Genomic DNA, 12952 nt, shown 5'->3' with positions numbered 1-12952 from the left:
TGCGCCGCCGCGTTGGCCCTGGTCACAGGCCTCTCGGCACCCTCCTTCGCCCAATCCGCCCAAGCACCCGCTCTTCCCGGCCATGCCAAGCCCGTGAACAACGCGCCGGAGGTATTCGGGCGCGCCGTCTATCTCCTGGACGCCACCCGTGGCAAGGCCCTGCTGGACGAGAACGCCACGAAGCGAATGCCGATCGCGAGCCTCACCAAGGTGATGACCGCCTACGTCGTCCTCAAGGAGGCCAAGCCCGGCGACAGCGTGCAGATCCGCGGGGAAGACGTGCAGTACGCCGAGGACGGCGGCGGCACGACCGCCGACCTGCGCCCCGGCGACCGGATTCCGGTCAAGGAGCTGCTCTACGGCCTGTTGCTGCCTTCGGGCGCGGACGCCGCCCACGCGCTCGCCCGCTTCTACGGCCACGGCGTCAGCGGGTTCGTCGGCAAGATGAACGCCACCGCCCGCCGGCTCGGGTTGTCCGACACCCGGTACGTCAACGCCGACGGGCTTCCCACCTCGGACGGTGACGGTTACTCCACCGCGAAGGACCAGGCCCGGCTCGCCGCGGCCGCGCTGCGTGATGAGACGTTCAGAACGGTGGTGTCCACGCGGAGCCACTCCGTGGACGAGTCAGAGCAGCACCAGGCCTACACCTGGACCAACACGAACAAGATGCTCGGAGAGCCCGGTGTGCTCGGCGTGAAGACCGGTTTCACCAACAACGCCGGTTTCTGCCTGACCTTCGCGGCCGACCGCGCCGGACACCGCCTGGTCGGCGTGATCCTCGGCGAGGAGATCTCCTCTCGACGCTTCGACACGGCCGCGTCGCTGCTGGACTGGGGCGCCGCCTGACAGCCGCCTGACAACGGACCGACGCGCGTCCACCGGCCACGGCCCCGGCGCACGTTACGCTGACTCGGCCTCCGTCAGAGCCGTTCGACGTGTTCGAGATCCCTGTACCGGTCAGAGGTTGTGAATGCGGCGCCCGGTGATGCGTACCGGGATGACCCGGACGTAGTGGTCGCGGTCGCCGCCCGCCCATGGGCGCACGTCCACGTCGGCGACGGTGGAGACCTCGTCGTCGGGGATGTGGTGCGCCGCGCCCTGGATCAGGACGCTCCAGCCTTCCTGGGCGGCCTCCTCGATGTGGTCCACCTGGAACGCGATCTTGATGTCGAGTCCGCGGATACCGGACCGCAGGTCCTGGTCCATGGCGCCGCCCTCCCGCGTGCGGAAGACGACGGTGCCGTCGAGGACGCGGTAGTTCACGGGCAGGACCGTCGGCCCGGGCGCGCCGCTGAAGGCCACCCGGCCGATGCCGCCGGGGGAGATCAGGCGCAGGCACTCCTCCCGGTCCAGTTCTTCCAGCACGGCTTCGGGCGTGTTCGCGTTCTCGGACATCGGATCGTCCTTCCCTGTCGTCGGTGTGTTCAGTGTCCCGAGGCAAGATCCGGTCCGGTACGGCCGATGGGCTCCTCTCGGTGAGGACCTTCGGCATCGGAGCCCGCCGGGCCCGGACGAACTGGACAGGTGCTTCCGGGCCACCATCTCACGACGGAAGCCCTTCGCGGCAGGGACGTTCGCCGCTGCCCCGCGCGATCACATCCGAGCACGCTGGGGGCGAAGGAGGAGTCATCATGACGATCGAAGTCGGGCAAGTAATGGGCCGCGTGGGCATCGCCGTCCAGCAGGAAGCGCCATTCGCCGAGATCCTGGCCACGATGAGGAAGTACGCGGTCGGCGCCGTCGCGGTCATCGATCGCGACCGCAGGCCGGTGGGCGTGGTCTCCGAGGACGACCTGCTGCTGAAGCAGACCACACCCGCGCACGGGAACACGGTGCTGGTGAGTCACCGGCGGCGGATCGAACAGCGCAAGGCCGGAGGTATCCGCGCGGGAGAGCTCATGACCGCGCCGGCGATAACGGTCACTCCTGGCACGCCGATCCGGGACGCCGCTCGCCTCATGCACGACCACCACGTGAAGCAGCTGCCGGTCATCGACCCGGTGACGGGCCGGATAGCCGGCACCGTGCACCAGTCGGACCTGCTGCGCGTGTTCGAACGCCCCGTGGAGGAACTCCGTCACGAGATCGCCACAGTGGTTCACGACGGGTTCGGGGTCGACCCCGCGACCTTGTCGATCGGCATCGCCGGCGGTGTCGTCACCATCCGCGGGGCGATGGAATACCCCCTCGACATCTCCTCGCTGCTGGACGCGGTCCGTGAGGTCGACGGTGTCGTCGCCGTCGTCTCCCATCTGACCTGTCCGCCCTGGCGGGGCGACGTCGTCCTGCCTCCGCTCCTGTGAGCCCGATCTGGGACCACGATGTGGCCGACGCCCCGGCGTGGTGGACGCCGGCCACATCGCCGCCAGGCCACGGCGGCGATGTGGCCGTGGCCTGGCGGCTGTGCGAACGCACGTGAAGCTGTGCCACCGCCGAGAGGACCAAGGTCCCGCCCGGTGAGGTCCGTGGGCTCTGGGGCCGGCATCCCCGATTCCTGGAGTCTTCCGAGAGCGCCCTCGAATCCTGGAGTTTCCCGATGGGCGTCCTTGACCTGTCGCGATGGCAGTTCGGCATCCATCCGCGACTGGACCTGGCCCGCCCAGGCGTGGCCCGGACCCTTCACCGAACCCCCGACGCCGGCGGCGCTTCAAGGCCGGCCGCCGGTGACGACATCGATGGGAGAGAACATGTCCGACACCTCCGCATCCACATCCGGCCAGGAGCGGACCGGCAAGCCGATCGTCGTCGGCGTCGACGGCTCCGAATCCTCCCTCGCCGCGGCGTGGTGGGCCGCCGAGGACGCCCTCCGCCGTGGCGCCGCGATCAGACTCGTGCACGTCCGCGAACCTCGGCCCGAGACGTCGCCGCCGCACCTCTGCGACGAGGTTCTCGACAGGGCGGTGGAGGCGATCAGGCGACGATCGCCGGCCATCCCGGTGACCCCATTCCTCGCGACCGGTGAGGTGGTCGGGACGCTGCGCCAGGAGTCGGAGAACGCCGTCGAGACGGTGATCGGCAGCCGGGGGACCGGTGGCTTCGCCGGCCTGATCCTCGGCTCCGTCGGGCTGGGACTGGCCGGTCACGCGGCCGATCCGGTCGTGGTCGTGCGCCGGCCCGCCCCCGCGATCTTCGGCGAGATCGTCGTCGGCGTGGACGGCTCGGCGCACTCGGAGGCCGCCCTGGAGTACGCCTTCGAGCAGGCACGGCTGCGCCCCGCGAAGCTTCATGCGGTCTACACCTGGCCGATGCCCATGCTGTCGCCGTACGCCGCGGGCTACACCGACGTGGTCGAGGGCGGCTTCGCCGAGGGCTCCCGCAGGGCATGGGAATTCGTGGCTCCGTGGCGTGACAAATACCCCGATGTCGAGTTCCAGACGACCACCGTGTGCGGGTACCCCGTCTCGGTGCTCACCGACGTGTCCCGGACCGCCGACCTGCTGGTCGTCGGGTCTCGGGGCCTCGGGGCGGTCGGCTCCGCCCTGCTCGGCTCGGTGAGCCACGGCGTCCTCCACCACGCCCACTGCCCCGTCGCGATCGTCCGCCCCCACCCGTCCGGCCGGTGACCGCGACCCGACCGGAACGGCCCCCGGACGGTGGTCCGGGGGCCGTTCTCATGCTCGGGTCTCATGCTCGGGTCTCATGCTCGGGCGGCGCTGGTCGGCCACTCCAGTTCGTCGATCACGTCGATCACTCCGTTGACCCGTTCGGCCATCTGGGCGAGCAGCCGCGCGTCACCGGCGGTGGCCATGCGCCCGGACAGCGTCACGACGCCGTCGTCCACCGACACGTCGACCTCTGGCATGTACGGCCAGAGAGCCCCGACGACGTCGTCGCGGATCTCGCCGGCGATCTCCTCGTCGCTTCTGAGGAACACCGTCAGCAGGTCGTGACGGCTGACGATGCCCTCCAGCCGGCCCTCGTCGTCCACGACCGGCAGGCGCTTGACGCCGTTCGCGCTCATCTGGCGCGCCGCGGTCACCAGCGAGGCATGGTCCTTGACCGTTATGGCGGGGCTGGTCATCAGCTCGGCGGCGACGTCACCGCGTGCCCGGTCCTCGGGGCCGCGACCTCGCCGCGCGAGCTGTTCGCGCAGCCGCGCGCTGAGGGGAGGCCGGTAGCCCTCGTGGTAGTACTGCCTTTTGAACTCTTCCTTGCGAAGCAGGTCGGCCTCCGAGATCATCCCGAGCACGTGCCCCTCGCCGTCGACCACCGGAACCGCGCTGACTCCGTGGTGGATCAGCACCTCGGCGACGTCCCGGAACGGCGTGCTCCCGTTGACGGACGCGACCTTCCTGGTCATGACGTCACGCACTTTCTTCCTCATGATCTGCCCCCCTGGAGCCGTCGAGCCCGACGGCGACCACTCCATCTCGTCTCATCCTCGAGGTTCCCGCCAAGGCGTCAGCGGAGTCGTCGCCGGCATGGGGACGGGCGCGGGGCCGCGGGCGCGAGCCTGATCCGGGCGTCCACCGCCACCGCGCCGGCCGATGTGACGATCACCGGGTCGAGGTCGATCTCGGCGATCTCCGGCCGGTCGTCCATCAGCCGTCCGACCCGGACGATCTGGTCGGCCAGCGACGCCGCGTTCGCCGGGGGCCGCCCGCGGTACCCGGAGAACAGAGGCGCGCACCGAAGCTCGCCGATCATCCGCGCCGCCTCGGCCCGGTCGATGGGCGGCACGCCGAAGGCGCGGTCGGCGAGCAGTTCGGTCGTGAAGCCGCCGAGCGCCACCATGACCAGCGGCCCGAACGTCTCGTGCGCGACGCCACCGATGATCATTTCGATGCCGTCCTTCGCCATGTGCTGCACGACCGCCCCGGTCATCGCGGGGCCGAGGCGCCCGGCCATCTCCCGGTACGCCTGGCGGACCTCTTCGGGCGTCCGCAGGTCCAGGCGGACGCCGCCGGCCTCGGTCTTGTGGACCAGATCGGGGCCACGTGCCTTCAGGACGGCCGGCAGTCCCACCCATGCGGCGGCCTCGGTGGCGGTCTCCGGCCCGTCGGCGCTCACCGAATCGGCCACCTGGACGCCGTACGAGGACAACAGGGCGGCCGCGGCGATGGTGTCGAGCCGGCGTCCCCCCGGGTGCGCGCGCAGATCTTTCCGGACGATCTCGCGTGCCGCCTGGACGTCCACGCGGATGGTGTCCTCGGGCGGTGTCGGCCGGGCCCGCCACGCGGCGTGGTCGGCGGCCTGGGCGAGGGCGTGGACCGCCTGCTCGGGGAAGGCGTAGCAGGGCACCTCGCCTTCGATCAGCCCGTCGTGTCCCATCACGCAGGCCACGACGGTCCGCCCCCGTCCCGCGGCGGCGGTCGCGACGGCCTTCCCGGTCGCGGCGAGGCCCGAGCCGAACGGAGGCGTGTAGACCACGAGCAGCGCGTCGACGGCCGGATCGGCCAGGACGATCTCGATCGCGGACGTGAACTCCCCGGCGTCGCCGTCCGTGCTGAGCTCCACCGGGTTGCGGACCGCCGCCGCGCGAAGGCGTGACCGCAGGGCCGCCTGTGTGGCGGGTGAGAGTTCCGGGACGCTGAGCCCTCGCTGCTCGCACGCGTCGGCGGTCATGGCATCCGGGCCGCCGGAGTTGCCCACGATCGCGACCCGGCGGCCGGACGGCAGAGGCTGGAAGGAGAGCAGCCGTGCGGTGTCCAGCATGCCCTGGACGCCGGTCTCGCGGATCACCCCGGAGGCGCGCAGCAGCGCGTCCACGCACACGTCGGGGGTGGCGGCCGCGGCGGTGCGGGAGCGTACGGTCCTGTCGCCGGAGGCGCTGTGCCCGGTGTTCACGACGATGATCGGCTTGGTGGCGCTGATCCTGCGGGCGATGCGGCCGAACCGGCGCGGGTTGCCGAAGGACTCCAGATACATGCCGATGACACGCGTGGCGTCGTCGTCCTCCCAGTATTCGAGCAGGTCATTGCCGCTGACGTCCGCCTTGTCGCCGACGGAGGCGAACGAGGAGATCCCGAGGCCGAGCTCGCCGGCGCGCTCGATCATGGCGACGGCGACGGCCCCCGACTGCGACATGAGACCCAGCGGACCGGCGGGAGGGGAATCGGGCAGGAAACTGGCGTTGAGGGAAGCGGCCGTGTTGACGATCCCGAGGCAGTTCGGGCCGACCAGGCGCATGCCCGCGTCACGGCAGATCCGCAGCAGCCGTCTCTCCAGGGATGCCTCACCGGCCTCGGCGAACCCCGCGCTCACCACCACCAGGCCATGGACGCCGTGACGGGCGCAGTCCCGGGCGACGTCCAGGACGGTGTCCGCCGGGGTCGCCACCACGACGAGGTCCACGTGCGTCGGTACCGCCGCGAGGTCGGGATAGGCGGGAGTGTGGCACACCTCCCTGGCACGGGGGTTGACCGGGTAGACGGGGCCGGGGAAGCGTCCGTCAATGAGGTTGCGCAGCACGCGGTGCCCGATGCCGCCAGGGTCCCGGCCGGCGCCGACGACGGCGATCGAGCCGGGGTTCAGCACGCGGGCCAGTGACGCGCGCTCCGCCTCGTGCATCCGCGTGTCGATCCTCCGCAGCAGGGCGGCGTCGGTTCCCGGGGTCAGACGGACCTCGATCTCGCTCTGGTCCGACCGCCGCCTCACTGGTAGACCGAGATCGTCGATGACCTGGAGCATCTGGCGGTTCTCCGCGAGGACGACGGCCACCAGCTCCTGGACGCCGCTCTCGGCGGCGTCCAGGGCGATCCGCTCCAGGAGCAGCATGCCGAGGCCCCTTCCCTGCGCCTGGTCGTCCAGGAGGATTCCGATGTCGGCATCCCGCGCTCGCGGGTCTGGGATGTATTCGGCCACACCGACCACACGGCCATCGATCAGCGCGACCACCGCGTGGCCTCGGTAGGCGCCGCCGGTGAGCCGGTCCATGTAGGCGTGCGCCGTGGCGGCGCCTCCGGCGAAGAAGCGCAGATACGCCGAGCGCTCGGAGGACCTGGACACGAGTGCGTGCAGGTCTTCCCGGTCGGAGGCGCACAACGGCCGGATGTGGGCGATTCCCCCGTCGCGCAGGAGGACATCGCATTCCTCGTCGATGGGTTGCGTCATGATCCCACCCTCGGCCGATGCCGCTATCCGCCGCCAGGGTCGACGGTCCCTATCGTCAGGGCCCTATCGTCAGGGCCCTATCGTCAGGGTCGCTAGTCCTGGGCACGGCCCCACGTCAGGATGATGCCCGGCCCGTTGGGTAGATATGTCCATATATGGGGCTTTGTGGGTCGCGCGGGTTCATCCGCTCGGCGAGCGTGCGTCCTGCCACACCGCGCCGCCGCGGTCCACGCCTCCCTCGTACCCGGGCCGGTGAGGGAGGGTGGGGTGTTCACAAGACGCGAGTTCCTGAAGGCCACGATCGGCGGGACGGCCGTCCTGCTTTACGACCTCGGAAGAGGTGTGGCCCCCCTGGCCTTGCTGAACCCTCGCGAGATCACCAAGTACGCCATGCCGCTGGCCGTCCCGCCGGTGATGCCGCCGCTGTCCGGCGAAGGCGAGCCGGTCGACCGGTACGCGATCGGGGCGCGCCGGCTCCGGCAGCGGATCCTGCCACCGGGCCACCCGCCCACCACGGTCTGGGGGTACGGAGCCGTGCGGGACCCGCGGACCTTCGCCAGCCCCGGCTTCACCATCGAGGCGATCGCCGGCCGCCCGGTCCGCGTCAAGTGGTCCAACGAACTGGTCGACGGAGACGGCGGTTACCTGCCGCACCTGCTGCCCGTGGATCCCACCCTGCACTGGGCCGACCCCGAGGCCGGACCCACCGGGCGGGACCGGCGCCCCCGCCTCCGCTCGACGCCCGGCCGCTATCGGGGGCCGGTTCCGCTGGTCACCCACCTGCACGGCGGGCACAGCGCCGACCACAGCGACGGGTTCCCCGAGGCGTGGTACCTGCCCCGGGCCGGGAATCTGCCCGCCGGTTACGCGACCGAGGGGTCCTGGTACGCGGAGTTCGCCGCCCGGTACGCCGCCGCGCACGGCGGGTCCTGGAGCCCCGGGTCGGCGGTGTTCCACTACCGGAACGAGCAGCGGGCCGCCACGATGTGGTACCACGATCACGCGCTGGGCATCACCCGGCTGAACGTCTACGCGGGCCTCGCCGGCTTCTACCTGCTGCGCGGCGGCTCCGCCGACCTCCCGCCAGGCGTGCTGCCAGGCCCGGCGCCCTCGGCCGGGGACGGCGGGCGCGGCCCCTACCACGAGATCCCGATCGTGATCCAGGACCGATCGTTCGCCGCCGACGGCTCGCTGTTCTACCCCGGGAGCCGTGTCTTCTTCGACCGCTTCCGCGGGCCGTACGTCCCGCGCAGCGACATCCCGCCCATCTGGAACCCGGAGTTCTTCGGCACGGCGATGATGGTCAACGGCCGCACATGGCCCTTCCTGGAGGTCGAGCCGCGCAGGTTCCGCTTCCGGTTCCTGAACGGGTGCAACGGCCGTGTCCTGGACCTGAAGATCGCGGCCGACCCCCTGGCCAGGCGTCCCGCGCCTGCCGCCCTGCCCTTCTGGCACATCGGCTCGGAGGGCGGCTTCCTGCCCGCTCCGGTCGAACTCGGCCGCGTGCTGATCGCCCCGGCCGAGCGGGCCGATGTGATCGTGGACTTCACCGGCGTGCGGCCTGGCACGGAGCTCTACCTGATCAACGAGGGCCCGGACGGCGCGTTCAAGGGCGACCCCCACGCGGCGCCGGCCGACCCGTCCACCACGGGGCAGGTGATGAAGTTCGTCGTGCGGGACGCGCGGGGACCCGACCGCAGCGTGCCGCCCGACCGGCTCACCCTGCCCCCGCTCACCCGGCTTGGACCGGCGAGCGTGACGCGAAGGCTCGCCCTGGTGGAACAGGACTCGAACGTCGTGCGCGGCGCCGGCCCCACGGCGGCCCTGCTCGGCACCGTCGACGGACGGGGAAGGCCCTCGCCGCGCATGTGGTCCGACCCGATCACCGAGAACCCCGCCGTGGGCGCCACCGAAGTATGGGAGATCCACAACTTCACCCCTGACGCCCATCCCATCCACGTGCACGAGGTCATGTTCCACGTCCTCGACCGCAGGCGCCTCGGCGGCGAGCCGCGGCCGCCCGAGCCGTGGGAGCGGGGGTACAAGGACACGGTCATCGCCTATCCGCGCCAGATCACCCGCATCGTGGCGAACTTCGACCGCGCGGGCCTGTTCGTCTGGCACTGCCACCTGCTGGAACACGAGGACAACGAGATGATGCGCCCCTACCGCGTCGGCCCCTGAGAGCCGCGATTCCGGTGGAGCACCCCGGCCTGGTCGGAGTGGTCGGCGTCAGGTGGCTTGAGGGGCGTTCGTGTGGGGGGACAGGTGCCATCGGCACCAGACCGTCTTGCCCTGGTCGTCGGGGAGTGGGGTGACGCCGGTGTCGTGGGCGAGGGCGCCGACGATGGCCAGGCCCCGGCCGTGCAGGGCCTCGATGTCGAGTTCCAGGTGGCGGGGGCGTTCAGGACCGTGGTCGGTGACGCGGACGCACAGGCCGTCGGTGTCGAGCCACAGGGACAGCCTGACCGGTGGCTCGCCGTAACTGAGCGCGTTGGTCAGCAGTTCACTCACGGTGAGGATCACGTCGTCGGCGATGGTGAGCAGTGCCCAGGTGGTGAGGACTTCTCTCACCATGGCGCGGGCCTTGCCGACCATCGACAGGTCGTCCGGCAGGTCCCAGCAGACGGTACGCAGACCGTCGTCCTGCGTCTGTGGCATCGGTGGTGCTCCACGGGTGTCGAATGGCCGGTAGGGGCCGGGTGGGGTGGACGGTGGCCCGTGGGGGCCGGGTGGGGTAGGTGGCCCCTATGATCGGCCGCCCGCGGGGCAGGCCGGTGGGGCCGAGGCCGGTACAGCACCGCTCGTTCGGCCGCGCGCATCAGGTCGCGCAACTCGTCGGTGGTGTCGGCCTTGAGGAGCACCGGGTCGGGCGTGGGCCAGGTGGCGGCGGCATAGAACTGTCGCGAGCCCACGCCGTACCAAACCGCCCAGACGGGCTCCAGTTGGTCCAACTGCTCAGCGGCGGCCTTCTGGGCCAGGTCCCAGGGGCGAGAGCGGACCTGCGCGGGCGCCGCGCCTGGCCGGTGCCGGCCCCGAGGGCGTGCCTCGAAGGCATCGTCCCGGTTCATGTCGCCACCTCCTGGCGCTGCCGATGGCGTCCGCCGCGCGGGACTCGCCCGCCTGACGGCTGAGGCCGGATCGCCATGGAATCCGCCGCGCCCGACGACTCCCGTCGCCGATGACGGCCAGGGAAGGCGACCGTGCGGTGTCCGGGGGAGACGGCGCGAGCGTGCTCGGGAGCGGTGACGGTGGCGTGCGCGACGGCAGGCGTTGGTCCATGAGAGAGGCCCGGAGCGTACTCGGGGTCGGCGTACGCCGGGGATGGGACGTGTTTCGGATCAAGGGGCGGGGCGTGACCGGAAGAGCTGGCGAGGGCGGGGGGAGGCATGCTGGAGCACGCTGTGGCGGTCCGGGGCTCCGTAGAGGACGCCGCGGTGATCCGGGAGGACGCCGTGGCGGTCCGGGGCTTCGCGGAGGAAGTCGTGGAGGTCCGGGGCGGGACGGGCGATGTCGCGTGGGGCCGGGTGGTGGGAAAGGAGGGAGGTTGCCGCCTGGCGGACGGCCGGAGGTCCGGCGGCAGGAGCGGACGAACGGGCCTGGCCCCCGTCGGCGGGCCGGACAGCCCCAGGCGCCGCCGGACGTTCATCCGGGCCTGGACCTGCGCGGGGGTGGGCTGCTGCCACTCATGATGTGCGCGATGGGGAAGGGACGTGGCCTCGTGGGCGTACGGCGGGTGACCGCACCAGCGGCAGCCGAGCGGCATCGGCGGCTCGTCGGCCTGCCAGCGGACGCGAATGACACGGATTCCCCTGCCGGGGAGGCGTCCTCTACTAGGGTTGTGCATCGGATCGGACCTCCAGAGTCCGCTCAAGGGGCTTGTCCCGGCGTGGTGTGCCGTGGCGAGCCCCGCTTCATTTACGGGGTTTCGGTCGCCGGAGGGTCGTGGGGCGGAGAAGTCGCGCCGTCGTACGGCGGGTGCGCGGCCCCCGGTTTCCCTGGAGTTGGTGACCGGGTTCGGCTTACCGGCCGGTGACAAATCCGTGTCCACCGGACGCACGGACTGCCCGCCAGAGACACGCCACCTCAACAATTCAATCTTCAATTTGCACCCCCTTATCCGGACATATCTAGCCCCTTTGTGTCACCGCTATCGAATGGCGCAGGTGCATATAGAGGACCAGGACCGCTGACGGCTTCCGCGTTTCCCGTGACTCTTCACAGAGTGCCTTCAGGTGGCTACGTTTTGCATCGAAAGTGCGGCCACACTATGGCGACACTTCGTGCCCTCGTGTGCCGAACCTGTGCCGGTGTGCCTCCCACCCCGTCGAATGGAGCCGAAGAAATGACTTCTTACGAGAACAATTCAGCCAATAAGTCGCTCCACCTCTTCGGGCCGGAGCTTCGTAAGTTCAGGCAAAGCGCTAATTTCACGCAAGACCAACTGGCTGCGGCCACCCGGTTCAGCCGAAGCCTGTTGGGCTTCATCGAGCGAGGCCAGCGCACGCCGAGCCGTGACCTGGCTCAGCGCTGTGACGATGCCCTTGAGGCAGGTGGAGAGCTTGTCCGCCTGTGGGTCAACCTTCGCGGCGAGGTAAGTCCTCACTGGTTCCGCGGGTGGCTAGGTATCGAACAGGAGGCGCACACGCTCCATACCTGGGAGCCGGTCGTGATGCCAGGCCTGCTGCAGACGGAGGAGTACGCGAGAGCCGTTATTCGCGGAGAACCAGGCATTTCTGATGAGCAAGTAGAGAAAGCGGTCATTGCTCGCATGGAGCGACAGGAGATCTTCGCTCGCGCCCATCCACCTATGCTGCGGGTGGTGCTGGATGAGCACGTTCTATACCGTTTGATCGGCAGCCAGGAGATCATGAATCATCAGCTACAGCGCCTCCTGGAAGCTGTAGAGTCCCCGCGAATCGGCATCCAGATCATCCCCATGACAGCAGGGGTGACCACCGGGGTCCTTGGTGGCTTCGTCATCGCACAGCTTCCAGGAAGCCCGGACACGGTATATATCCAATCGGCTGTCCACGGACATGTATCGAATCGTCCGGAAGATGTCGAAGCTATCCATGGCAGATACGACAGACTGCGTGCCGAGGCACAACCTCAGCAAGCGTCCATCGAGTTGATCAGGAAGGCGGAGAAGCGGTGGATCTCAGCAATGAGCTGAAGACGGCTGCTTGGCGTAAGGCCACCAAGAGCGGGTCTGATCAGGGGAACTGCCTTGAGGTGGCTCCGCTCTCCGAGGGGCGGGTGGGGCTGCGGGACACCGAGGCTCCGGAGAAGGCGCCCTTTGTGGTGAGTGCGAGCGTCTGGGACGCGTTCATCGACGGCGCCAAGAAGGGCGAGTTCGATTGCGACACGATGTCGCAGGAGGTGAGTGAGCCGAGGCGTATGGAGGCCCCCTGATCAGGGGTTCCTCGGCTCCGAGCTAGTGCCCGGAGCCCGTCCCCACTCTGGCATGCGTCGCGGGTAACTGCGGGGTGTGAAGCCCAGAGGGAAAGCCCAAGGGGCCCGGTTCCATCCCGGGCCTACAGGCGAGGGGAAGACCGAAAGGGCGAACACCAGTGAACCCTCGATGACACCTCGTTAGCCCTGGCCCTGGAGATGGGATGTGGCACCGGGGTAGGAGGACCTGTCGGCGAACACCGGCAATGGTGACCGGATGTCGAATGCCGGTCACGTGGGCACCGTGGTCCCGGGGGATAGAGGGCGCCCGACCCGGTCGTGTCTCACACCTGCGAAACGTGGTAACCCCGTCGGGGTCCTGCCGTGCGATGCGGTGGGTAGGCCGACCGTGATTGCGCCACGAGGCGCGGGTGTTGCGGATGGAGGTGAAAGACCGTCCATCGCCTTGCCGTCGTAGCGGCAGGGTGAAGCTGGAGGCAAC

Annotated in this window: 11 protein-coding genes; 7 read left to right on the top strand and 4 right to left on the bottom strand. The window is 70.0% G+C overall.

Annotated features, from left to right (window positions below; all coding sequences use genetic code 11):
- The first annotated feature begins 93 nt into the window (after window positions 1–93).
- Window positions 94–849, top strand: coding sequence for a serine hydrolase (locus AB0M95_RS00055; protein WP_363757585.1), 756 nt, complete (start codon window positions 94–96; stop codon window positions 847–849).
- A 111-nt stretch (window positions 850–960) separates the two neighbouring features.
- Here the strand turns inward: AB0M95_RS00055 and AB0M95_RS00050 are convergent, their stop codons facing one another.
- A complete protein-coding gene (locus AB0M95_RS00050) occupies window positions 961–1398 on the bottom strand; it encodes a pyridoxamine 5'-phosphate oxidase family protein (RefSeq protein WP_363757583.1) in 438 nt (145 codons plus the stop codon).
- A gap of 236 nt (window positions 1399–1634) precedes the next feature.
- Between AB0M95_RS00050 and AB0M95_RS00045 the strand changes: the two genes are divergently transcribed.
- Both AB0M95_RS00045 and AB0M95_RS00040 read left to right on the top strand, forming a co-directional pair.
- Window positions 1635–2306 carry a CBS domain-containing protein gene (locus AB0M95_RS00045; RefSeq protein ID WP_363757581.1) on the top strand — a complete coding sequence of 224 codons (672 nt, stop codon included), beginning with the start codon at window positions 1635–1637 and terminating at the stop codon, window positions 2304–2306.
- A gap of 384 nt (window positions 2307–2690) precedes the next feature.
- Window positions 2691–3566 (top strand): universal stress protein, encoded by an 876-nt coding sequence (locus AB0M95_RS00040; protein WP_363757579.1) that lies wholly within the window; start codon window positions 2691–2693, stop codon window positions 3564–3566.
- A 74-nt stretch (window positions 3567–3640) separates the two neighbouring features.
- Here AB0M95_RS00040 and AB0M95_RS00035 read toward each other — a convergent pair whose 3' ends face one another.
- Together AB0M95_RS00035 and AB0M95_RS00030 are read right to left on the bottom strand one after the other, a co-directional pair.
- Window positions 3641–4327, bottom strand: coding sequence for a CBS domain-containing protein (locus tag AB0M95_RS00035; RefSeq protein ID WP_363757577.1), 687 nt, complete (start codon window positions 4325–4327; stop codon window positions 3641–3643).
- A gap of 77 nt (window positions 4328–4404) precedes the next feature.
- Complete coding sequence (locus AB0M95_RS00030) at window positions 4405–7056, bottom strand: GNAT family N-acetyltransferase (protein ID WP_363757575.1); 2652 nt, start codon at window positions 7054–7056, stop codon at window positions 4405–4407.
- Between the two features lie 267 nt (window positions 7057–7323).
- Between AB0M95_RS00030 and AB0M95_RS00025 the strand changes: the two genes are divergently transcribed.
- Complete coding sequence (locus AB0M95_RS00025) at window positions 7324–9240, top strand: multicopper oxidase (protein WP_363757573.1); 1917 nt, start codon at window positions 7324–7326, stop codon at window positions 9238–9240.
- A 48-nt stretch (window positions 9241–9288) separates the two neighbouring features.
- Here AB0M95_RS00025 and AB0M95_RS00020 read toward each other — a convergent pair whose 3' ends face one another.
- Entirely contained in the window at window positions 9289–9717 is a 429-nt protein-coding gene (locus AB0M95_RS00020; protein WP_363757571.1) for an ATP-binding protein, read from the bottom strand.
- A 728-nt stretch (window positions 9718–10445) separates the two neighbouring features.
- On the opposite strand from AB0M95_RS00020, the gene AB0M95_RS00015 reads away from it, so the two are divergent.
- The 3 genes from AB0M95_RS00015 (at window position 10446) to AB0M95_RS00005 (ending at window position 12471) form a co-directional block, all read left to right on the top strand.
- Window positions 10446–10748, top strand: coding sequence for a hypothetical protein (locus AB0M95_RS00015; protein ID WP_363757569.1), 303 nt, complete (start codon window positions 10446–10448; stop codon window positions 10746–10748).
- A gap of 653 nt (window positions 10749–11401) precedes the next feature.
- Window positions 11402–12232 (top strand): helix-turn-helix transcriptional regulator, encoded by an 831-nt coding sequence (locus tag AB0M95_RS00010; RefSeq protein ID WP_363757567.1) that lies wholly within the window; start codon window positions 11402–11404, stop codon window positions 12230–12232.
- Window positions 12211–12471, top strand: coding sequence for a DUF397 domain-containing protein (locus AB0M95_RS00005; RefSeq protein WP_363757565.1), 261 nt, complete (start codon window positions 12211–12213; stop codon window positions 12469–12471). Before AB0M95_RS00010 ends, AB0M95_RS00005 begins: the two co-directional genes overlap by 22 nt.
- Window positions 12472–12952: the final 481 nt, after the last annotated feature.

Source organism: Sphaerisporangium sp. NPDC051017, from assembly GCF_040683095.1.
In the GTDB taxonomy this organism is placed as follows: domain Bacteria; phylum Actinomycetota; class Actinomycetes; order Streptosporangiales; family Streptosporangiaceae; genus Sphaerisporangium.
Note: the sequence above shows the minus strand (reverse complement) of the source record. Positions and strands in the feature narration are given on the sequence as shown.

Coding starts and splice junctions, on each gene's coding strand:
- AB0M95_RS00050 (WP_363757583.1), bottom strand. CDS start 1,398: ATGTCCGAGAACGCGAACACGCCCGAAGCCGTGCTGGAAGAACTGGAC.
- AB0M95_RS00045 (WP_363757581.1), top strand. CDS start 1,635: ATGACGATCGAAGTCGGGCAAGTAATGGGCCGCGTGGGCATCGCCGTC.
- AB0M95_RS00040 (WP_363757579.1), top strand. CDS start 2,691: ATGTCCGACACCTCCGCATCCACATCCGGCCAGGAGCGGACCGGCAAG.
- AB0M95_RS00035 (WP_363757577.1), bottom strand. CDS start 4,327: ATGAGGAAGAAAGTGCGTGACGTCATGACCAGGAAGGTCGCGTCCGTC.
- AB0M95_RS00030 (WP_363757575.1), bottom strand. CDS start 7,056: ATGACGCAACCCATCGACGAGGAATGCGATGTCCTCCTGCGCGACGGG.
- AB0M95_RS00020 (WP_363757571.1), bottom strand. CDS start 9,717: ATGCCACAGACGCAGGACGACGGTCTGCGTACCGTCTGCTGGGACCTG.
- AB0M95_RS00015 (WP_363757569.1), top strand. CDS start 10,446: ATGCTGGAGCACGCTGTGGCGGTCCGGGGCTCCGTAGAGGACGCCGCG.
- AB0M95_RS00010 (WP_363757567.1), top strand. CDS start 11,402: ATGACTTCTTACGAGAACAATTCAGCCAATAAGTCGCTCCACCTCTTC.